General features: G+C 67.9%; 18 protein-coding genes. 6 read left to right on the plus strand and 12 right to left on the minus strand.

Annotation, left to right across the window (positions count from 1 at the left end; translation table 11 throughout):
* Window positions 1-47 precede the first annotated feature (47 nt).
* Window positions 48-1,727 carry an AMP-binding protein gene (locus FOZ76_RS26565; RefSeq protein WP_143951323.1) on the minus strand — a complete coding sequence of 560 codons (1,680 nt, stop codon included), beginning with the start codon at window positions 1,725-1,727 and terminating at the stop codon, window positions 48-50.
* Window positions 1,724-2,437, minus strand: a complete 714-nt coding sequence (locus FOZ76_RS26570) for an enoyl-CoA hydratase/isomerase family protein (protein ID WP_170235646.1) — start codon at window positions 2,435-2,437, stop codon at window positions 1,724-1,726. The genes FOZ76_RS26565 and FOZ76_RS26570 overlap by 4 nt, the downstream gene beginning before the upstream one ends.
* A 285-nt stretch (window positions 2,438-2,722) precedes the next feature.
* Here FOZ76_RS26570 and FOZ76_RS26575 point away from each other — a divergent pair, with 285 nt between their 5' ends.
* From FOZ76_RS26575 to FOZ76_RS26585, 3 genes are all read left to right on the plus strand, one after another.
* Entirely contained in the window at window positions 2,723-3,463 is a 741-nt protein-coding gene (locus FOZ76_RS26575) for a GntR family transcriptional regulator (RefSeq protein ID WP_143951325.1), read from the plus strand.
* A gap of 103 nt (window positions 3,464-3,566) precedes the next feature.
* Window positions 3,567-5,246 carry an AMP-binding protein gene (locus tag FOZ76_RS26580; RefSeq protein ID WP_143951326.1) on the plus strand — a complete coding sequence of 560 codons (1,680 nt, stop codon included), beginning with the start codon at window positions 3,567-3,569 and terminating at the stop codon, window positions 5,244-5,246.
* A gap of 56 nt (window positions 5,247-5,302) precedes the next feature.
* Window positions 5,303-6,280, plus strand: coding sequence for a Bug family tripartite tricarboxylate transporter substrate binding protein (locus FOZ76_RS26585; RefSeq protein ID WP_170235647.1), 978 nt, complete (start codon window positions 5,303-5,305; stop codon window positions 6,278-6,280).
* A gap of 61 nt (window positions 6,281-6,341) precedes the next feature.
* On the opposite strand, the gene ehuA is transcribed toward FOZ76_RS26585, so the two are convergent.
* Genes ehuA through ehuB form a run of 4 tightly spaced genes read right to left on the minus strand, consistent with a single transcriptional unit; the run spans window position 6,342 to window position 9,354 of the window.
* Window positions 6,342-7,115 (minus strand): ectoine/hydroxyectoine ABC transporter ATP-binding protein EhuA, encoded by a 774-nt coding sequence (gene ehuA / locus FOZ76_RS26590; RefSeq protein WP_143951328.1) that lies wholly within the window; start codon window positions 7,113-7,115, stop codon window positions 6,342-6,344.
* On the minus strand, window positions 7,112-7,777 hold the full coding sequence (gene ehuD / locus FOZ76_RS26595) for an ectoine/hydroxyectoine ABC transporter permease subunit EhuD (protein ID WP_143951329.1): 666 nt from the start codon (window positions 7,775-7,777) through the stop codon (window positions 7,112-7,114). The genes ehuA and ehuD overlap by 4 nt, the downstream gene beginning before the upstream one ends.
* Window positions 7,774-8,421: an ectoine/hydroxyectoine ABC transporter permease subunit EhuC gene (gene ehuC / locus FOZ76_RS26600; protein WP_143951330.1), complete on the minus strand. Its 648-nt coding sequence runs from the start codon at window positions 8,419-8,421 to the stop codon at window positions 7,774-7,776. The genes ehuD and ehuC overlap by 4 nt, the downstream gene beginning before the upstream one ends.
* A 24-nt stretch (window positions 8,422-8,445) precedes the next feature.
* Window positions 8,446-9,354 (minus strand): ectoine/hydroxyectoine ABC transporter substrate-binding protein EhuB, encoded by a 909-nt coding sequence (gene ehuB, locus FOZ76_RS26605; RefSeq protein ID WP_211366552.1) that lies wholly within the window; start codon window positions 9,352-9,354, stop codon window positions 8,446-8,448.
* Between the two features lie 182 nt (window positions 9,355-9,536).
* Here ehuB and rapZ point away from each other — a divergent pair, with 182 nt between their 5' ends.
* On the plus strand, window positions 9,537-10,427 hold the full coding sequence (gene rapZ, locus FOZ76_RS26610) for an RNase adapter RapZ (RefSeq protein WP_143951331.1): 891 nt from the start codon (window positions 9,537-9,539) through the stop codon (window positions 10,425-10,427).
* Window positions 10,424-11,626: a septal ring lytic transglycosylase RlpA family protein gene (locus tag FOZ76_RS26615; RefSeq protein ID WP_143951332.1), complete on the plus strand. Its 1,203-nt coding sequence runs from the start codon at window positions 10,424-10,426 to the stop codon at window positions 11,624-11,626. The genes rapZ and FOZ76_RS26615 overlap by 4 nt, the downstream gene beginning before the upstream one ends.
* 39 nt (window positions 11,627-11,665) lie before the next feature.
* Here the strand turns inward: FOZ76_RS26615 and FOZ76_RS26620 are convergent, their stop codons facing one another.
* The 4 genes from FOZ76_RS26620 to FOZ76_RS26635 all read right to left on the minus strand — a co-directional run bounded on the left by FOZ76_RS26620 (window position 11,666) and on the right by FOZ76_RS26635 (window position 16,425).
* Entirely contained in the window at window positions 11,666-12,061 is a 396-nt protein-coding gene (locus FOZ76_RS26620; RefSeq protein ID WP_143951401.1) for a group II truncated hemoglobin, read from the minus strand.
* 223 nt (window positions 12,062-12,284) lie between these two features.
* Window positions 12,285-14,798 (minus strand): ABC transporter permease, encoded by a 2,514-nt coding sequence (locus FOZ76_RS26625; protein WP_246129789.1) that lies wholly within the window; start codon window positions 14,796-14,798, stop codon window positions 12,285-12,287.
* 259 nt (window positions 14,799-15,057) lie between these two features.
* Window positions 15,058-15,717, minus strand: coding sequence for a CoA transferase subunit B (locus FOZ76_RS26630; RefSeq protein ID WP_143951333.1), 660 nt, complete (start codon window positions 15,715-15,717; stop codon window positions 15,058-15,060).
* A 12-nt stretch (window positions 15,718-15,729) separates the two neighbouring features.
* Window positions 15,730-16,425: a CoA transferase subunit A gene (locus tag FOZ76_RS26635; protein WP_143951334.1), complete on the minus strand. Its 696-nt coding sequence runs from the start codon at window positions 16,423-16,425 to the stop codon at window positions 15,730-15,732.
* Window positions 16,426-16,821: 396 nt separating this feature from the next.
* Here FOZ76_RS26635 and FOZ76_RS26640 point away from each other — a divergent pair, with 396 nt between their 5' ends.
* Entirely contained in the window at window positions 16,822-18,450 is a 1,629-nt protein-coding gene (locus FOZ76_RS26640; RefSeq protein WP_143951403.1) for an electron transfer flavoprotein-ubiquinone oxidoreductase, read from the plus strand.
* A gap of 114 nt (window positions 18,451-18,564) precedes the next feature.
* Here the strand turns inward: FOZ76_RS26640 and FOZ76_RS26645 are convergent, their stop codons facing one another.
* Together FOZ76_RS26645 and FOZ76_RS26650 are read right to left on the minus strand one after the other, a co-directional pair.
* Window positions 18,565-19,533, minus strand: a complete 969-nt coding sequence (locus FOZ76_RS26645) for an N-carbamoyl-D-amino-acid hydrolase (protein WP_143951335.1) — start codon at window positions 19,531-19,533, stop codon at window positions 18,565-18,567.
* Between the two features lie 34 nt (window positions 19,534-19,567).
* Window positions 19,568-20,791, minus strand: coding sequence for a Zn-dependent hydrolase (locus FOZ76_RS26650; protein WP_143951336.1), 1,224 nt, complete (start codon window positions 20,789-20,791; stop codon window positions 19,568-19,570).
* Between the last annotated feature and the right edge of the window lie 6 nt (window positions 20,792-20,797).

Below are 20,797 nucleotides of genomic sequence, written 5' to 3' on the forward strand. Positions count from 1 at the left end.
GCGGCGGGAGCCGGCCGCGAGCCGCGGCCAGCCCCCGGGGCGTGGCGTCAATCCGCCTCGTACAGCCAGCGCACCTGTTCCCGGTCCCACGTCGGCCCGAACTTGCGCCGGTCGCGCAGTTCCGTCTTGCGGACCTTGCCGGTGTTGGTGCGCGGCAGGTCCGCCATGGTCTCGAAGAAGCGCGGCAGATAGCTCTTGGGCAGCCGTTCAGCCAGAAATGCGGCCAGTGCGTCGAAGGCCTCGCGTTCGTCGGGAGGGGCGCTGTTCCACAGGATGCAGGCATGGATCTCCTGCTCGCCGGTGTGCGCCGGCACGGCGATGACGCCGCAGTCCTGTACAGCCGGGTGCTTGCGCAGCTCGGCTTCGATCTGCTCGGACGAGATGTTGACGCCCCGGCGCCGGATGGTGTCGCCCAGCCGCCCGGCGAAACAAAGCTCTCCCGTTTCGTTGAAATAGCCGCCGTCGCCGGTGTGGAACCAGAGGTTGCGAAAGGCGCGCATGGTCGCGGGCAGGTCGTTGTGGTAGGCCAGCATGACGCGATGAGGCTGCCGCGGCCGGATGACGATTTCTCCCACGACACCCTGAGTCACTGGCTGGTCCAGCGGGTCCACAATGCGCACTTCCATCTCCGGCAGCGGCCTGCCGGCCCCTGCACCACCCTGCTCGCCGCCGCGCTTGTATGAAACCACCCCGACTTCGCCCAGGGCGTATATCTGCACGTAGCGCGTGTTGAAGCGCTCCTCGAACGCCTGGTCGGGACGACCCGCCCAGACGTAGCGAACCTTGTGGTTGCGATCGTCGTTCGAGGGCGGTTGTGCGCTGACCAGCGGGGCAATGGACTGCAGCAGGTGGGCCAGCGTCGCGCCGCATTCGCGCGCCTCGCGCCAGAAACCGCTGGCCGAGAACTTGGCGACCGACACCATGGTTCCGCCCGCCTGCAGTGTGCCGATCAGGCCATTGATGCTGGCCAGATTGTGGTGCAACGGAAACGGCGTGTACAGCACGTCGTCGGGTCCGAATTCGAAGACGGTGTTGTGCACCGCGGATTTGGCCAGCACGTGCAGATGGCTCTGCAGAATGCCCTTGGCGGGGCCGGTGGTGCCGGAGGTGAAGCGGATCAGGGCGGGTGCCGTGGACTCCAGGCGGGTCCAGATTTCGTCCTGCGGGCCTTCGGCCGTCAGCGCACGCAGTTCGACGACCGGAGGGCATGCGGGCACGTTGGCCAACAGCCGGTCGACCGTTGTACGGTCGTAGTCTCCGGACAGGACCAGCACCTTGAGTTGCGCCAGATAGGAGCGGACCTCCGGGTCGACCAGGCGTTCGACGCCGGCCCCGTCCGTGAACACGGCGCGCGCTTGCGTGGTGGTCAGGCCGAACAGCAGGCTGGTCTTGCGGAACTCGTGATTGATCGGCGCGTCGACCACGCCGGCGAACAGGCACGAGAACCAGGCCTTGACGTAGTCCGCGCTGTTAGCGAGATGGATGGCAGCCATGTCGCCCGGGCGCAGACCGTGCTCGTGATGCAGGCGCGCGGCGCCGGCCCTGGCGTAAACCAGCAGGCCCTCGTAGCTCAGGGATTCGCGCTCGCGCGGAAACTGGATCAAGGGCTTGGCGCCATAGCGCTGCGCCTGGCGCACCAATACGCTCGGAACCGTATTGTGAATGTCGATCTCGGTTGCCGGCGCCGCTTGGGTACTGGGCAAGGCCGCGAGGACTGCCCGGCTCATCGTGCCACCTCGTTGGCAAGGCGGCCGGTGATGAGCTGGCCGGCGGCGGCGAGCTGGCCCGCGCCCGCCAACGAAGACAGTTTCAGCGCGCCGATCTGCTGGTAGACCAACTGGTTCATCTGGTACTTGTTCTGCGCCATCGTTCCTGCCTTGCGATCGGAGAATTCCGCGGCGAGTTGTTCGAGCTGTGCTTCCCACTGGTCGGCAGAGATGACTTCGTTGCAGAAACCCAATTCCTCGGCCCGCCGGGCCGACACCTTGCCGCCGCGCAGCACCAAGGCCTTCGCCCGCTTCAGGCCGATCATCATGGGCAGCACCAGCGCCCCCATCTGTAGGCTCGGGATGCCCTTGGTCGCACCGGTGAAGTGGAAATTGGCGTCCTCCCGGGCAAGGCACAGGTCGCTGCAGATAGCGATGTGATTGCCGAGCCCGGCCGTCGCGCCGTTCACCGCGGCGACGACGATCTTGGGCATCGAGACGATGCGCAGCATCAGTTCGGTGGCCGCTTCGCCACCTTCCGAGCGCTGCTCCGGCGTGCGCTGGTTCATCTGCTTGAGGTCGGCACCCGCGCAGAAGGCATCGCCCGTGCCGGTGAGCAGAACGACCTTGACTGCCGGATCGTGGTGGCAGTCGAACAGGTGCTTGCTCAACAGCAAGATATCGCGCGGCCCGAGCGCATTCTTCACTTCCGGCCGGTTGATGCGCAGCATGACTGCGCCGGGTATGCCGGGCAGGTCCGTGCGCACCACGGTGTCTTCGGGTGGGGATTCGGTCATCATGGCTTTAAGTCTCTGAATCGGTATCGGCCCTGGTCGCCAGACCCGCGGGGCCCTACAGGAACGCGTCTCCGTCGGAAATGTAATTATATTATGATGTCATGTCAATGCAGCCACAGGCCTCCTACCGACGGCCTCCCTCGCGGGCATAGCGCGGGCGCCATGTGTCTTCTGTCCGATCAATTTGACGTAATATAGTAATGTAATTACAATTCGATCATGACCTCTACCGCACTCTCACGTGGCCCCATCCCCCTGCATCACCAACTCTCCGCACTCCTGCGCGAGAGGATCGTGTCGGGCGAGCTGGAGGCCGGCGCGCTGATGCCGACAGAGCTGGCGCTGACGCAGACGTATGGCGTCAGCCGGACTGTCGTGCGTCAAGCCATGCAGCTTCTGGAAACGCAGGGACTCATCACGCGCATAGCCGGAAAGGGAACGTTCGTTCGGGATACTCGCGAGCAACCCTTCGAAGGCTGGTCGATCAACTCCACCGAGGATCTTCAGCAGTACGGCAAGGCGACCCGACTCGACATCCTTGAGCGGCTCGAAGTGCCTGCCCCTGACGACGTGGCCCGCGCGCTGGAGATTCCCCTCGGAACCGTGGTGTCCGAGATTCGCTCCCTGCGCTCGGCCAGCGCAGGCCCCTTTGCCTATCAGCGCAACTTCGCCCTGCTCGACATAGGGCGGAAGGTGGCAGCCCAGCAGAGCATTTCGTCGATGCTTCTGGCTTTGCAGGAGCACGCGAACATCAAGCCGCTGCACATGATGCAGGCAATCAGCGCCGTCGCCGCAGAGGACGACGTGGCGCGGGCGCTGCAAATCGCCCCTGCCTCACCGGTACTGCAATTCGAATGGCAGTTGGTCGCCACCGACGGACGCAAGGTCACGTTCTCTCGCACGCGATATCGATCGGACAGGTACAAGCACGTCACCCGTCTGCTGCCGGGGGGAGGCTGATGGTCTACCCGCTGATCGGCGCGCTCGCATCGTTGGCGAGCGCGGGCCACCTCGCATTGCCTGGAAACCTCGTCACGAGGGGTGTGTCGCCGGAGATGGCAAGATGAACGGCATGGTTCATGGAACGGGGCCTGATGCGCTGCCCGCGCCGGTCACGGCGATAGAGATCGGAAACACCATTCCCCGGGTGCTGGTTCGCCAAGCGCAACGATTCGGCGCAAAGCCGTTGATAGCGTTTCCCCGGCAGCGGCAGTCGCTGAGTTACGACGGTTTGCTCGCCTTTTCCAAAGCCGGCGCGTATCGCCTGCAGCGGGTTCATGGCCTCGCGCCAGGAACGATTGCGGCGATATATCTGCAAAACAGCGCCGACTATGTGAAGTCGTGGTTTTCGTGCCTTTTTGCCGGGGTCGTCGATGCGCCCATCAACCGCGAGTTTCGCAAGTCGAGCCTGTTCTTCGGCTTGACGACCGCGGCGGCCGAGGCCGTCTTCACGGACGGCCAGGGAGTCGAGCACCTGGTGGATCCGGAAGTTCGCGGATACCTCGGAAATCTCAGGGTTCTGGTTCTGGCCGGAGACTACGACCGTGCAACGGTCGACCGGTTATTGTCTGCCCTTCCCACGCCGGTTCCCGTGGTCGAGCTTGACGCACTGACAGCGCCCGGGCCCGACGAAGACCTCTGGGCAACGCTGAAGTCGAACGAACCCGCGTTGATTCGCTTCACCTCCGGCACCACCGGCCCCGCCAAGGGCATTCTCCAAAGCCATCTGCACGTGCTGGCCAAGTCGGCCGTGCACAACGAGGTATTGGAATATGGGCCGGACGACGTGCTGTACACGCCGTTTCCGCTGCACCACAACCTGGCCAGCATCAATGGCCTGATCGGCACGCTGCAGGCGGGTGGAACCATGGTGTCGGTCGCCAAGTTCTCGGCCAGCGGTTTCTGGCGCGAGGCGCGCGAATGCGGCGCAACGCTGGCCCACCTGCTGCAGTCCATTGCCCCGCTGGTCAGCGCACAACCACCGTCTCCCGACGACCGGAACCATAGGGTTCGATACCTATGGTCCGGCCGTCCCGACCCAGTGTTCGAGGAACGCTTCAACGTACGCCGCGTCCAGTTGTACGCGCTGGGAGAAGTCGGTGTGGTTTCGTACAAGCGCGGTGGAGAGGAGGCCGGGGCGGGCATGGGCAGGCCACTGCCGCAGATGGAGGTCCGTATCATCGACCCGCTCGATCGGCCGGTCCCGTCCGGCACGGTGGGCGAGATTACGGTCCGGCCCCGGCAGCCCCACCGCGTCATGCTGGCCTACCACAACAACCTGCCAGCAACCATGCGCGCCTTTCGCAACCTCTGGTTCCACACCGGCGACGGCGGCTATTTCAACGAAACGGGAGAACTGTGCTTTGCCGGCCGCATGGGCGACACCATCCGGCGCCGCGGCGTGAACATTTCTTCCGAGCAGATCGATGCGGAGATCCGTCGCTACGCGGCGATAGAAGACTGCGGCGTCATCGCCGTGCCATCGGAAACCGGCGAGCAGGAGATCCATGCCTGCCTGGTCTGGAAAGCCGATCCTGGCGATGGGGAAAAAGCCTTCGATTTGCTCTCGGCGTTTTTGGCGGAACGGCTGCCCAAAAGCTATTTGCCGCGCTTCTACGAAAGCATGCAGGAACTGCCGCGAACGAATACGGGGAAGGTCCGGAAAGCCGCACTGCGCGAGAGGCCGCGTTACGGCCCTACGTGGGACAGAGAAAAATCATGCTGGATACAGCGATCAAGTTGACAGCTTGTGCACGGATACCACATCCGGCTGCAAAGATTTTCCATGGGAGACACCAAATGAGCGCGTTATTCAAGCGCATTGCACTGAGCGTCGCAATGCTTTTCATGCCATTCGCGGCCACCCCGGGGCACGCGGCCACGTACCCCGACAGGGCGGTAAAGATCATCGTGCCGTTCGCGCCGGGCGGCGCCACCGACTACATCGCGCGAGTGATCGCCGAAAAACTCGGGGCGCGTCTGGGGCAGCCGTTCGTCGTGGAGAATCGCGCGGGCGCCGGCGGCGTCGTCGGGACGGAGGCGGCCCTGCGCTCGCCTGCCGATGGCTACACCCTGCTCATAGCCTCCAGAAGCTATACGGCCAATCCCGCCATCATCAAGGTCAAGTTCGATCCCGTGCGCGACGTCGTGCCGATCGTCAATATGGTCATCGCCCCGAGTGTCTTTCTCGTGAGCAAGGACACGCCGGCCAACTCGCTGGGGGAACTCGTGGCATATGCCAAGGGGAACCCTGGCAAGCTGTTCTACGCCAGCCAGGGCACCGGCAGCATTACCCACATCAGTACGGAGGCGTTTCTCGCCAGCACGGGCATCAAAATGGAACACGTTCCCTACAAGGGCGTCGGTCCGGCTCTGACCGCACTGGCGGCAGGCGAGGCCCAGGTGCTCGTCACCGACCCAGGTGCTTCGCAGCCGCTGGTCACCGCAGGCAAAGTGAAGCTTCTTGCGGTCTCGGGTGACCAGCGCCTTGCTCAGTATCCCGAAGTGCCGACCGCGGTGGAGCAAGGTTTTCCTCAATTCGGCTCCTACGGTTCCTGGCAAGGCCTGTTCGCGCCGGCTGGAACCCCGGCGGAAGCCGTCGACATCCTCAACAAGACGGTGAACGAGATCCTGCAGACCCCGGAAATGTCGGAACTTCTGGCCGACAGGTTCGCCATGCCGATCGGTGGCAGCTCGGCTGACTTCGCGGCAAGCGTGAAAGCCGATATTCGGTACTACGGCGACATTGCCCGCAAGCTGGGGATCGAGGCTCAATAGCCGCAGCGCAGGCGCGTCGACGCGCCGCGGCCATGACGGGCTCGCACGCCCGCGTCAGGCCCTACGTCCCCTCGATCACCGCCTGCAGGAACTGTTGCGTGCGTTCGTGCGCGGGCGCGCGGAACAACTGCTCGGAGGGCGCGTCCTCGACGATGTTGCCCTGGTCGAAGAACAGCGTGCGGTCGGAGCTGCGCTCGGCGAACGACATCTGGTGGGTCACGATGAGCATGGTCATGGTGCGCTGCGCCGCCAGGTCGCGCATGATCTGCAGGATGCCGCCGACCAGCTCGGGGTCCAGGGCGGAGGTCACCTCGTCGAACAGCATGATGTCCGGGCGCATCGCCAGCGCGCGCGCGATGCCCACGCGCTGCTTCTGCCCGCCCGACAAGTGGCCGGGATGGGCGTCGAGCTTCTCGCCCAGGCCGACCATCTCCAGGTAGTCGCGCGCCCGCTCGCGCGCCTCGTCCCTGCCGAGCTTGAGCACATGGCGCGGCGCTTCCATCACGTTCTCCAGCGCCGTCATGTGCGGAAACAGGTTGAAGTGCTGGAACACCATGCCGATGCGTCCACGCACGCGGCTCAGGTGGGCCGCGTCGGCCGGCTTGTCGGCGCCGTTGCGCTGTACGGTCCACATCGACTCGCCGTCGATCTCGATGCTGCCTTCGTCCGGCTCGTCCAGCGTCATGAGCAGACGCAGCAGCGTGGACTTGCCCGAACCGGAAGGGCCGATGATGCTGACGGTCTGGCCGGCCTCGACGTCCAGGTCGATGCCGCGCAGCACGTGCAGCTTGCCGTAGCGCTTGTGGACGTTGCGTAGGCGGATGCTGGCGCTCATGGTCGGTTTCCGGGAAGTTGCAGACGGCGTTCGGTGTAGCGCACCAGGGCGGCGGCGGCCAGGCTCAGGACCAGGAACATGACCCCCGCCAGGGTGATCGGCTCGGTGTAGCGAAAGCTCGCCGAGCCGATGATCTTGGCCTGCTGCAGCACCTCGACCACCGTGATCGCCGAGAGCAGCGGGGTGTCCTTGAACATGGCCACGAGGTAGTTGCCGAGCGCCGGCACCACGGGTGGGATGGCCTGCGGCAGCACGATGCCGGTGGCCGTGCGCCAGGGGCTGAGATTGAGCGCGCGCGCGGCTTCCCATTGGCCCTTGGGCACGCCTTCGATGCCCGCGCGATACACCTCGGCGCAGTACGCCGCATAGTGCAGCCCCAGCGCCAGGATGCCGGTGAGCAGGGGCGAGAACTTCAGCCCCAGGCCGGGCATCACATAGAAGAAGAAATAGAGCTGCACCAGCAAGGGCGTGCTGCGCACGAACTCGATCACGAGCGCCGCGGGCCATGAGAGCAGGCGCAGCCGCGCGCGCCGGGCCAGCGCCAGCACCAGCCCCAGCGGCATGGCGAGTGCCATGCCGAGCACCGTGGCCTGGATGGTGACGATGAGCGCGCGGCCCAGCAGCGGCAGGATCTCCAGCGCATAGGCCCAGTCGAAGATCATGCGCGTTCTCCGCGGCGCCGGGCCAGGCGGCGCTCCATCAGACGCATCCCGCCCGTGATGCACAGCGCGACCAGGAAGTAGAGCGCGAGCACCAGGCCGAAGATCTCGACCGTGCGCAGGGTGTCGGCGCGCAGCAACTGCGCCCGGAAGGTGAGGTCGGCGATGGTGATGAGCGACACCAGGGCCGTGTTCTTGAGCAGTTCGATGGCCAGGTTGCCGGCGGGCGGCAGCATGGCGGCCACGGCCTGCGGCAGCACGATGCGGCGCAGCGTGTGCGCCGGCGTGAAGTTCAGGGCCTTGGCGGCTTCGCGCTGACCGCGCGGCACGCCCTGGACGGCGCCGCGCACCACTTCCGCGGCATAGGCGCCGGCGTTCAGTCCGAGCACCACGATGCCGGCCGTCATCGCGCTCAGCGAGAGCCCGAACAGCGGCAGCACGTAGTACGCCCAGAAGAGCTGCACCAGCGCCGAGGTGCCGCGAAAAAGCTCGACATAGCAGGCCGCCGGCCAGGACAGCGCACGCCACGGGGCGAGCCGGCCCAGGCCGGCCAGCAGGGCCAGCGGGATGGCAAGCAGCGCCGCGCCCGCCGTCACCTTCAGCGTGACCTGTAGGCCTTGCAGCAGGGGCGGCAGCAGATCGAGCATCACGCGCTCCCGGCCGGCCGCCCGTCAGCCCTCGCCGCAGAGCATGGCCGCGGTCGTGTCGCCGGGCAGCTCGGCCTCGGTGAAGCCGAACGGGGAGACGGCCTCCAGGTGCGCCGGCGAGCCGATGAACGCGGCAAGCTTCTCGTTGACGGCGTCGCGCAGCGCGGTGTCGTCGTTGCGGAACGCGAACGCCCCGTAGCCGCGCACATCCTTGCCGTCGATCACCGGATCGGTGAAGGGCTCGGCCCGCTCCACGCCGGTGGCCTTGCCCTTGCCGAGCAGGTCGTTCACGGTGAGCGAGGTCGCGGCGTAGGCGTCGACCCGGCCGGCCTGCACGCCCGCGAGCGCGCTCGCGGCATCCGGGAACACCACGACGCGGGCGGCGGGCACGCCGGACTTGTCGGCATACTCGGCCTCGATCGCCCCCACCACCACGCCCAGGCGCGCGCTGTCGTCCTGGGCCACGGCGGCGAAGCTGTCGAGCGCCTTCGGATTGCCTTCGCGCACGACGAAGGCCGAGCCGATGCCATAGGTGGGATTCGAGAAAATCGCCTGCTTGCAGCGCTCGGGGGTGACGTACATGCCCGCGGCAATGATGTCGAAGCGATTGGCCTGCAGGCCAGGGATGAGCGAGCCGAACTCCGTCAGCACGCCCTCGACCTCCTTGATGCCCAGCTCGTCCAGTACATGGCGCAGGACTTCCGGCGCCTCGCCGGTGAGCTGCCCGGCGCTGCTGTCCATATAGGCAAACGGCGCCTCGTTGGCGTAGCCGATGCGGATGCGGCCGGCTTCCTGCGCCTTGGCCAGCGTGCTCGTGTCAGCTTCGGACTGCCCATCGGCGCCCGCGGCCGGCTTGTCGGCGTCGGAGCATGCGGCAAGCGTCACGGACAGGGTGCAGCCCAGAGCGAGGGCAAAGCGGGCGGAACGCATCATGGACAGGACTCCGTGGGGCAAAGAAAAGATTCATAGCATAGAAATAATTACGCATGCAATGATTTCTAGTGCAACAATCCCGGGCTTCGCAGTCCATGCTGCCTCGCACGGCGCGGCCGGCGCCGCGAGCGCACGACATGCCGCAGCTTGACGAAGGCCAGCCGCATGCAACAATACGCGTCATGTTGCGCGCCGTCCTCATCACAGGCATTTCCGGTTCCGGCAAGTCGGTGGCCCTCCGCATGCTGGAGGACGCCGGCTACACTTGCGTGGACAACCTGCCCGTCCGCTTTCTCCACGAGTTCGTGGCCAATGCGCATACCGACGGCCTGTCGCGCGTGGCGGTGGCCGTCGATGCGCGCTCGCCCGGGGCCATCGCCGACATCCCGCGCATCGTTCTGGCGCTCAAGCGGCTGGGCGTGCAACTGCGCGTGGTGTTCCTGGACGCCAATACCACCACCATCGTCCAGCGCTATTCCGAGACGCGGCGTCGCCATCCCCTCACCGAACGCCTGGATACCGAAGGCCGACCGGCGTCGCTGCACGACTGCATTCTGGCCGAACGGCAGTTGCTGGGCCCGCTGCGCGAGCAGGAACACGTCATCGACACCTCGGGCCTCACCGCCGGCCAGTTGCGCCAATGGGTGCGCGACCTGGTCGACGCCGAGCCGCATCCGCTGGTGCTCACCTTTGAGTCGTTCGCCTACAAGTCGGGCGTGCCGCTGGGCGCGGACCTGGTGTTCGATGCGCGCTGCCTGCCCAACCCGTTTTACGACCCGGTGCTGCGCCCGCTCACCGGGCGCGACGAGGCGGTCGCCAACTGGCTCGCCAAATCGCCGCTGGTGCACGAGTTCCTCGCCGACATCGAAGGCTTCGTGGCCCGCTGGCTGCCGCGCTACGCCCAGGACACGCGCGCCTACCTGACAGTGGCGATCGGCTGCACCGGCGGCCAGCATCGCTCGGTCTATCTGGTCGAACGCCTGGCCGAAGCCTTCGGCAAGCACCGCGGCGCGGTGCTGATACGCCACCGCGCCCAGGTCGGCGCGGCCTTCCTGCGAGCCGTGGAAGCATGACCGCCACAGCACCCGCCCTGCACGCCGCCGCCCGGCGCCCGCGCGCGCGCCAGCTCTGCCTGATTGGCGCGCTGGTCATCACGGCAATCCTGGCGGGCTGCGCCTCGCGCCAGGACGGGCGATCGGGCACCGGCGGCGGCTATGCGGTCGGCGGCGGCGACTACCGCAAGGACGGCCCGCACGCCAAACCGCCCGCCAATCTGGACAAGGTGCCCGACGCGGTACCGCGCATCGAGCCCTACGCCAGCGGCGCCAACCGGCCCTACGTCATCAACGGGCGGCAGTACGTGCCCGACCTCAGCGATCGCGCCTATCGCACGCGCGGCATGGCCTCCTGGTACGGCGCCCAGTTCCACGGCCGCCCCACCTCGAACGGCGAAACCTACGACATGTACGCGATGACTGCGGCCCACCCCACCCTGCCGATTCCGAGCTATGCCCGGGTCACGCGGGCGGATACGGGCAAGAGCGTGATCGTGCGCATCAACGACCGCGGCCCTTTTCACAGCGACCGCGTGATCGACCTGTCCTACGTGGCCGCCCACCGGCTGGGCACGCTGGCCGCGGGCACGGGCGAAGTCGTCGTCGAGCGCATCACCCCGGACGAGATCCGGCGCGGCAAGTGGCAGCAGGCACCGGCCATGATCGCCTCCGCACCCGAGCCCGTGGCGAGCGCCGCGCCGGTGTCGATGGCGGCGGCCTCGCGCAACACCTCGGTGTGGTCGGATGCGGGCACGCAGCCCGCGTCCGGCTTCAACGTGGTCGCCGATGGGCCAGCACCCACCGAGGTCGCCGCCGCCAACCCGCTCAGCGTCCTGGCCGGCATCCCCGTGCCCGAGGCGCCGGCGGCCGCACCGTCCCAGACGCTCCCCCCCGCGCCGAGCCCCGTCGTGCCGGCGGCCGCCACGCCTGCGCAGGCGCCCTCGCCCGCCGCAACGGCGCGCACCCCCGGGCCGCCCGCCACGGACGGCGGCGCCTTCCTGCAGCTTGGCGCCTTCGGCGAGGCGCACAACGCGCAGTTGCTGGCCGACCGCCTGCGCGCCAACGTGTCGCAGCTCGGGCATCTCGAGGTCGTCAATCAGGGCGACGACGTGTATCGGGTGCGCCTCGGCCCGTTCGCCGACCGCAACAGCGCGGTGGCCCACGTCGATGCGGTCTGGGGACAGACCGGCATCCGCCCGCACGTGGTCGTGCAATAGCCCCCGGGGGTGCGCGTCAGCGCGTAGGGGGGCCTCCTCTCACCCCGGCCGGTTGCGCATCCAGTCGGCGGTCTTGTAGAACGATGCCAGCAGGCGGTCGGCCAGCGCCGGCTCCACGCCGATGTCCTGCATGGCGCGGCCCATGCACACCACCCACTGGTCGCGCTCCTTTTCGCCGATGGCGAAAGGCATGTGGCGCATGCGCAGGCGCGGATGGCCGAAGCGCTCCACGTAGTGATCTGGCCCGCCCATCCAGCCGCACAGGAACCAGAACAGCTTCTGGCGCGCGCTGTCGAGCGAGGGGCCGTGCGCCGCGCGCAGATCGGCCAGGTCCGCGTCCAGGTCCATGAGGTCGTAGAAGCGATCCACCAGCTCGCGTATGCGCGGCTCGCCGCCGATCGCGGTGAAGATCGAGACGGCCGGCCCACGGCCGATTTCCTCGGGCGCGACGGTGGAGGACGATGAAGAAGACACGGCGAGTTCCTAGAGAAAATAATGCCCCCACGCTTGGCCGCTGTGCGGCCGGCGCTGCCCCCCGAGGGGGCGCTTTTTTGCCTTGGGACGGCCCGGCGGCAAAAAAAAATGCCCCCACGCTTGGCCGCTACGCGGCCGGCGCTGCCCCCCCCCCGAGGGGGCGCTTTTTTGCCTTGGGACGGGCTCAGACCTCGCGCAGCGTGACCAGCGGTGGTGTGTGCAGCACTCCGCGCAGCCCGGCCTGCCCGCCCATCAGCGCGGCAAGCATGCCGGCCCCGATGCCCAGGAGGAACACCCACCAGGACGGCACGAAGGGGAATTCGAAAGCATACCGTGCCAGGGCCCAGGCCAGCGCGCTCGCGGCGATCGCGGCCAGCGCGCCGGCGGCCGCGCCGATCAGCGCCAGCTCCAGCCACTGGGCCCGCGCCAGTTGCCGGCGCGTCGCGCCCAGGGCGCGCAGCAGCGCGGCCTCGCGCATGCGTTCGTCGCGCGTGGCCGACAGGGCCGCATAGAGCACCAGCACACCGGCGGCCAGCGTGAACACGAAGAGCCCCTGCACAGCGACGATCACCTGGTCCAGCACCCGCTGCACCTGATCCAGGATCGCCGTCACGTCGAACACCGAAAGGTTCGGGAAGCGGGCCAGCAGGCCGGGCAGCGGGTCCGGCATGCCCGGCCCGATGTGAAACGAGGTGATCCAGCTCTGCGGCGCGTTGCGCAGCACCTCCGGAGACGTCAGCACGAAGAAGTTGACCGCCATCGAATCCCACTGGGGCGAGCGCAGGTTGACCAGTTGCGCCGTCACGGGCCGGCCGGCCACGTCGTAGGTGAGCGTGTCGCCGACCACCACTCCCAGCGTCTGGGCAAGCTCCTGGTCCATCGAGATGGCCCGTTCGTCCGGCTCGAACCAGCGCCCCTGCACCAGGGCATTGTGCTCCGGCAAGCGGGCCGAATAGGACAGGTTGGCCTCGCGCTCGATCATGCGGCGCGCGCGGCGGTCGGCAAAGGCCGCCGCCTCGACGGGCTGGCCATTGATCTCGATCAGACGGCCGCGCACGACGGGATGCAGCGGGGCGTGGATGCCCGCGTGCATGAGCGTGGCCTCGATCGGCTCGCGCTGGTTGGACTGGATATTGATGAGAAAGCGGTTCGGCGCGTCGGGCGGCGCCGCCTGGCGCCAGCCGTCGATGAGGTCGGTGCGCGTAATGGTGAGCAGCAGCATGGCCATCAGCCCGACCGCCAGCGCGCAGATCTGCGCCACCGTGGCGGCGCGCCGCCGCACCACGCCGGCCAGCGCGAAGCGCACGGCCACCGAGCGAAAGTGCAGCCGGCGCCACGGCGCGAGAAACACCAGCCCGGCCCAGGCGGCAAGCGCAAACATCGCGAACGCCAGCAGGAAGCCGCCCGCCGTGAGCAGCCCCAGGCGCAGCTCGCCCGCGACCCACCACAGCAGGACCACAAAGCCCGTGAGCCCGACACCGTACCAGAGCGCGGCACGGCCACCGGCCAGCGCATCGAGGTCGCTGCGCAGCACCCGTCCGGGCGGTACCCGGTGCAACTGCGCGAGCGAGGGCAGCGCAAAGCCCAGCAGGAGCCAGACGCCGGTCACCAGCCCCTGCGCGGCCGGATGCAGCGTGGGCGCAGGCAGTTGCGTCGTGATGAGATCGCCCAGGGCCGCGAGCAGGCCCGCATGACCCGCGTAGCCCAGCACGCAGCCCAGCGCGGCGCCGATCACCGCCACGATGAGAAACTCGATGGCCACCAGCCGGCTCACTTCGCCTTGGGTTGCGCCCAGGCAGCGCATCACCGCGACGCTGGCCAGGTGCCGCAGCATGTAGCGGCGCGCCGCCATGGCCACCGCCACGGTGGCGATGAGCACGGCGAGCATCGCCACCAGGGAAAGAAAGCGCTGCGCGCGGTCCAGTGTCTGGCGCACCTCGGGCCGCCCGGTGGCCAGGGTGTCGATGCGCCCGGCCTCGCCCAGGTTGGCGCGCAGCCAGCGCGTGAAGTCGGCCACGGGCGCGGGCTCGCCGGCGAACAGGCTGCGATATGACAGGCGGCTGCCGAACGCCGCCAGCCCCGTGGCGGCCAGCTCATCGGCGCGCATCATCAGGCGCGGCGCCAGATTGACGAAGCTCATCCCGCGGTCGGGCTCGAGGGTGATGACGTTGCCGACACGAAACACCGAATCGCCCAGTTGGATGCGGTCGCCGACCTCGGCATGCAGCAGCGGCAGCACCGAGGCGTCGAGCCAGACCGTACCCGGCTCGGGCACACCTTGCGCCGGGTAATCGACGCTACCGGCCTGGCGCGCCTGCGTGGCGCCGGGTTCGCGCACCCGGACCGCGCCGCGCAAAGGATAGTTGGGGCTCACCGCCTTGACCGACACGAGCTGGGCATGCTCGCCGTCCAGGCTCAAGGCCATCGAGGGAAAGACGATGGTCTCGGCGGCTTCCAGGCCGCGCGCCTGGGCCTGTGCGCGTATGCCATCGGTGAGCGGCACGTCGCTGTTGAGGACCACGTCCGCGCCCATGAGCTGCGCGCCGTCGCGCTCGAGCGCGAGGCGCAGCCGGTCGGCGAGAAAGCCGACACTGGTCACTGCGGCGACGGCGACGATCAGGGCCGCCAGAATGAGGCGCAGCTCGCCCGCACGCCAATCGCGACGCGTCATGCGCCAAGCCTGCTTGAATTGCCTCATGCCCTTCTCCGAGATTGCCCTTGCGCCAGCCGCGCGGCGACAACTTGTGCTCAGCAAGCCGCCCGCCCGAGCGCTTGGGCAGTGCGGCGGATCGAAGGTTCACGGCGATGGAGGCGCATCGCCCGGCGAGGGGCCCGTCCGTGCCGGGCCGTCGCGATCGCCGAGCCCGGCCGCTGCGGTCGTTGTCGCAGCGAGGCGGCACGATGGGCAGCGCACGCACGAAGGCCCGGTGCGGGCGATCGTGCACGTGCGGCGCCGCTCAGGCCGCCGCGAGCGCCGAGGTATCCAGCGGCGCGCCGGTCTTCTGCTGCACTTCCTCTAGCGTCACGCCAGGGGCGAGCTCGACCAGCGAGAAGCCCTTGTCGGTGATGTCGATCACGCACAGATCCGTGATGATGCGGTCCACCACGCCCACGCCCGTGAGCGGCAGCGTGCACTCGGCGAGCAGCTTGAGGTCGGCGGTGCCGTCCTTCTTGGTGGCCACGTGCTCCATCAGCACCACCACGCGGCCCACACCCGCCACCAGGTCCATCGCGCCGCCCATGCCCTTGACCATCTTGCCGGGGATCATCCAGTTGGCCAGATCGCCATTGGCGGCGACCTGCATCGCGCCGAGGATCGCCAGGTTGATCTTGCCGCCGCGGATCATCGCGAACGAATCCGCCGACGAGAAGATCGACGAGCCCGGCAGCGTGGTCACGGTCTGCTTGCCGGCGTTGATGAGATCGGCGTCGACCTCGTCCTCGCGCGGGAACGGACCGATGCCGAGCAGCCCGTTCTCGGACTGCAGCCAGACCTCGACGCCCGTCGGCACGTGGTTGGCGACCAGGGTGGGCATACCGATGCCCAGGTTGACGTAGAAACCGTCCTGCAGCTCGCGCGCGGCGCGCGCGGCCATTTCGTCTCGTGTCCAGGCCATGTCTTGTTCCTCTCAGGCTCGCGTGGTGCGCTGCTCGATGCGCTTCTCGGGTTGGGCGTTGACCACGATGCGGTGCACGTAGATGCCCGGCAGGTGGATCGCGTCGGGATCGAGCGTGCCGGTCTCGACGAGGTTCTCGACTTCGACCACAGTGACCTTGCCGGCCATGGCGACATTCGGGTTGAAGTTGCGCGCGGTGCGCCGGAACACCAGGTTGCCGCTCTTGTCGGCCGTGTGCGCGTGCACCAGCGACACGTCGGGCACCAGGCTGCGCTCCATCAGATAGGGAACGCCGTCGAACTCGCGCACTTCCTTGCCCTCAGCGACCAGCGTGCCCACGCCGGTGCGCGTGAAGAAAGCCGGAATGCCCGCGCCGCCCGCGCGCAGGCGCTCGGCCAGCGTGCCCTGCGGATTGAACTCGAGCTCGAGTTCGCCGGCGAGGTACTGGCGCGCGAACTCCTTGTTCTCGCCCACGTACGAGGCGATCATCTTGCGGATCTGGCGTGTCTGCAGCAACTGGCCCAGGCCGAAGTCGTCCACGCCCGCGTTGTTGCTGATGCAGGTGAGCTCCCTGGCGCCGGAGTCGCGCAAAGCGGCGATCAGGGCTTCGGGAATCCCACACAGGCCGAAGCCCCCCACGGCGATCGTCTGCCCGTCGGCGACGATCCCCTCCAGCGCCTCGCGGGCACTGCCAAACACCTTTTTCATGCGCGTCTACCCTCCAGTGAATGAGCCTGCGCCGCGGACACAGCATGCCGCCGGGCAGTGCCGCGGCGGTGTCATGCCCGCGCGGCCGGGCGCCCGGCGCCGCATCGACGGGCCGAGCTGCCGATTGTAGATCAGCCGCCCTCGGAACAAGGCCCGCTCTTGCGCAGCGCATCATCGCGTTCCGCTGGATCGGCACACGAAATTGCGCGCAGAAGTTCCGCGGTACGGAACAGATTCCCTATTTTCGGAATGGTTCGGCGCCGTGGCAGGGCACAGTTGTTGCGCCGTTGCAATACAATGAGCGCCATTTTCGGAAATCCACCCGGCGTCCTCCGTCGGGCACGCAATCACTAGAGAACTCAAGGAGTCCCCATGGCGCATGCCGAACGCGAGGCAATGGAGTACGACGTCGTCGTGGTGGGGGGCGGGCCGGCCGGGCTTGCCACCGCCATCCGCCTCAAGCAGCTCGCAGCCGAACGCAATCAGGAAGTCAGCGTCTGTGTCCTCGAGAAGGGTGGCGAGGTTGGCGCACACATCTTGTCCGGCGCCGTCATGGACCCGCGCGGCCTGAACGAGCTGATCCCCGACTGGAAGGAAAAGGGCGCGCCGCTCGACACCCCGGTGACGGAAGACAAGTTCCTCTTTCTCAGCAAGACCGGCGCGCGCGCCACGCCCAACTGGGCGCTGCCGCCGAACTTCCATAACGTCGGCAACTATATCGTCGGCCTGGGCAACGTCGTCAAATGGCTGGGCGAACAGGCCGAGGCCGCCGGCGTGGAAGTGTTCCCGGGCTTTGCCGCCGCCGAAATCCTCTACACGGACGACGGCAAGGTGCGCGGCGTGGCCACCGGCGACATGGGCCTGAACAAGCAGGGCGAACCCGGTCCCAACTACCAGCCCGGCATGGAACTGCACGCCAAGTACACCGTGTTCGCCGAAGGCTCGCGCGGCCAGCTCGGCCGCCAGCTCATCGAGCGCTTCAAGCTCGACGCCGGCAAGGACCCGCAAAGCTACGGGATCGGCATCAAGGAACTCTGGCAGATCGACCCGGCCCTGCACAAACCCGGCCTGGTGATCCACACCGCCGGCTGGCCGCTCGATGCCGACACCTACGGCGGCTCCTTCCTGTACCACTACGGCGAGAACCTCGTGACGGTCGGCATGGTGGTGGGCCTGGACTATGCCAACCCGTGGCTCTCGCCGTTCGAGGAGTTCCAGCGCTACAAGACCCACCCCGAGATCCGCAAGTATTTCGAGGGCGCCAAGCGCATCGGCTACGGCGCGCGCGCCATCACCGCCGGCGGCCTGCTGTCGCTGCCCAAGCTCGCCTTCCCGGGCGGCGTCCTGGTCGGCTGTGAAGCGGGCTTCCTGAACGCTTCGCGCATCAAGGGCAGCCACGCCGCGATCAAGTCGGGGATGATGGCCGCCGAGGCCGCGTTCGACGCCCTGACGGCCGGCCGCGAGCAGGACGAGCTGAGCGCCTATCCGCAGGCCTTCGAGAAATCCTGGCTGCACGAAGAACTGAACAAGGCGCGCAACTTCAAGCAGTGGTTCAAGAAGGGCCAGACCGTCGCCGTGCTGATGACCGGGATCGAGCAGCTCGTCTTGCGCGGCAAGATGCCCTGGACCATCCACCGCACCAAGCCGGACTACGCCTGTCTGCAACCGGCCGCCGAGTGCGCGCGCATCGACTACCCCAAGCCCGACGGCAAGCTCACCTTCGATCGCCTGAGTTCCGTGTTCCTGTCGAGCACCAACCATGACGAGGATGAACCGGTCCACCTCACGCTCAAGGACCCGAGCATACCGGTGCAGGTGAACCTCGCGAAGTACGGCGGCCCCGAAGCGCGCTACTGCCCGGCGGCGGTGTATGAGTTCGTGAAGGACGACAACGGCAACGACAAGCTGCAGATCAACGCGCAGAACTGCGTGCACTGCAAGACCTGCGACATCAAGGACCCGACGCAGAACATCGTCTGGGTAGCGCCGCAGGGCGGCGAAGGGCCGGTGTATTCGGGCATGTGATGCCGCGCGGGGCCGTCAGGCCCCGCTGTCCGGGCGGTTCCGCAACCCCGCGCAGCCTCGCGTTGCGCGGGGTTGCGCATTTCCGGGGGCGGCGCCGCGCCTTGAACCTCGGGCTCAGTGGCCGGGCGCCGTGACTGCGAGCGGCGTACCGTCGGCGGCCAGCGTCTCGCCCTTGCGCTCGACGATGAGCCCGTACGCATGCGGCTGGCGGTGCTTGTCGAAGTCGAACGTGGTGCGCTTGTAGATCGCGCACCAGTCGAGGCTGCAGCGCGCCACCATCACCTCGTCATCCTTGGTGAGGCAGCGCGACACCACTTCGCCCGAGGGCGCGACGATGCAGCTACCACCGATGCTGTCCACCCCCTCCTCGACCCCGGCCTTGGCCACCCCGACCACCCACATGCCGTTCTGGTAGGCTCCCGCCTGCAGGGCGAGCTGGTTGTGGAACAGCGACAAATCGTCGTGCGCGGGCGCGGGTGCGTTGTGCACCGGCGTGTTGTAGCCGATGAAGGTCATCTCGCAGCCCTGCAGGCCGAGTACGCGATAGGTCTCGGCCCAGCGCCGGTCGTTGCACAAGGCCATGCCCACGACACCGCCGAAGGCGCGCGTGACGCCGAACCCCGGGCCGGGCTCGAAGTAGCGTTTCTCCAGATGCTGAAAGCGGCGCCATGGCTCGTGCTCGGCGTGTCCCGGCAGGTGCACCTTGCGGTACTTGGCGATGATACGGCCCTGCCCGCTCACGAGGATCGCGGTATTGAAGCGACGCTTGCGGCCCGCCTCGATCGCGAGCTCCGCATAGCCGAGATAAAAGCCCACGCCCAGCTCGCGGGCGAGCGCGAACAGCGGCAGCGTTTCGGCATTGGGCATCTCAGTCTCGTAGAACGCGTCCAGCTCGTGTTCGTCCTCGATGTACCAGCGCGGAAAGAAGGTCGTCAGCGCGAGCTCGGGGTAGACGATGACGTGGGCGCCCAGGGCCTTGGCTTCGCGCATCATCTCGCACATCCGGCGCACCACCGAGGCGCGGTCATCGGCACGCTGGATCGGGCCCAACTGGCCCATGGCGACGTTCAGGTATCGGTTCATTTTCGACTTCGGTTCTTGCATGGGAAAACCCGGTTCAGCGCTCGGCGCGCTCCAGCATGGCGCGCAGCAGGATCTGCGCGCCATAGCCGATGTCCTCGGCGGGGGTGTATTCGTCGACGTTGTGGCTGAGCCCGTCCAGGCTGGGCACGAAGATCATGGCGCTCGGGCAGATGCGGGCCAGCATCTGCGCGTCGTGGCCGGCGCCGCTGGGCAGACGCAGCGTGCTCAGTCCGAGCGCGCGGGCATGGCGCTCGATGCCGTCCACCAGCGCCGTGTCGAAGGCCACGGGGTCGAAGTCCGCGAGCGTCTCCACGCGCATGGCGACACCGTGCTGTTCGGCGCAGGCCTGCGCATGCGCCAGCAACTCGGTGCGCGCGCGCGCCAGCATGGCCGCGTCGGTGTTGCGCAAATCCACCGTCATGCTGGCCTGCGCGGCGATGACGTTCACCAGATCGGGCTGCAGGCGCAGGCTGCCGACGGTAGCGAGCTGCCGCCCACCCAGGCGCGCGGCCAGCTCGTGCGCGAACGCTGCCGTACGCATCGCGCTCATGCCGGCGTCGCGGCGCAGGGCCATCGGCGTCGTTCCCGCGTGATTGGACTTGCCCTCGAAAGTCAGGCGCAGCCAGCAAATGCCCTGCACACCCTCCACCACGCCGATCTGCACCCCCTGCCGGTGCAGCACGGGACCCTGCTCGATGTGCAGCTCGAAGAAGCTGTCCGGACGCGGCGCGGCCGGCGCGTGCTCGCCGGCATAGCCGATCCGCGCCAGCTCGTCGCCCAGGCGCGCGCCGTCGGCATCCCTGGCCTCCAGGGCCGTCTCCAGCGGCATCCCGCCCACGTAGACCAGGCTGCCGAGCATGTCCGGCTGAAAGCGCGCGCCCTCCTCGTTGGTGAAGAAGGCCACGGCAATCGGCCGGCGCGGCCGCACGCCGTTCTCGCTGAGCGTGCGCACCACTTCCAATCCGGCCAGCACCCCCAGGTTGCCGTCATACAGGCCGCCGGTACGCACTGTGTCGATGTGCGACCCCGTCATCACGGCCGGCAGGTCTTCGCGGCCGGCGTAGGTGGCCACGACATTGCCGATGCCGTCGATCCGCACCTGCATGCCCAGCTCGCGCATCTGCGCGAGCGTCCAGTCCCGGCCCGCCTTGTCGGCGTCGGTCAGGGCCAGCCGGTGGACGCCCTTGCCGGGCAAGGCGCCCATGCGCCCCAGATCCATCAGACTTTGCACCAGGCGCGCGGTGTCGATGCGCAACATGCCGTC

Source organism: Verticiella sediminum (assembly GCF_007558815.1).
In the GTDB taxonomy this organism is placed as follows: domain Bacteria; phylum Pseudomonadota; class Gammaproteobacteria; order Burkholderiales; family Burkholderiaceae_B; genus Verticiella; species Verticiella sediminum.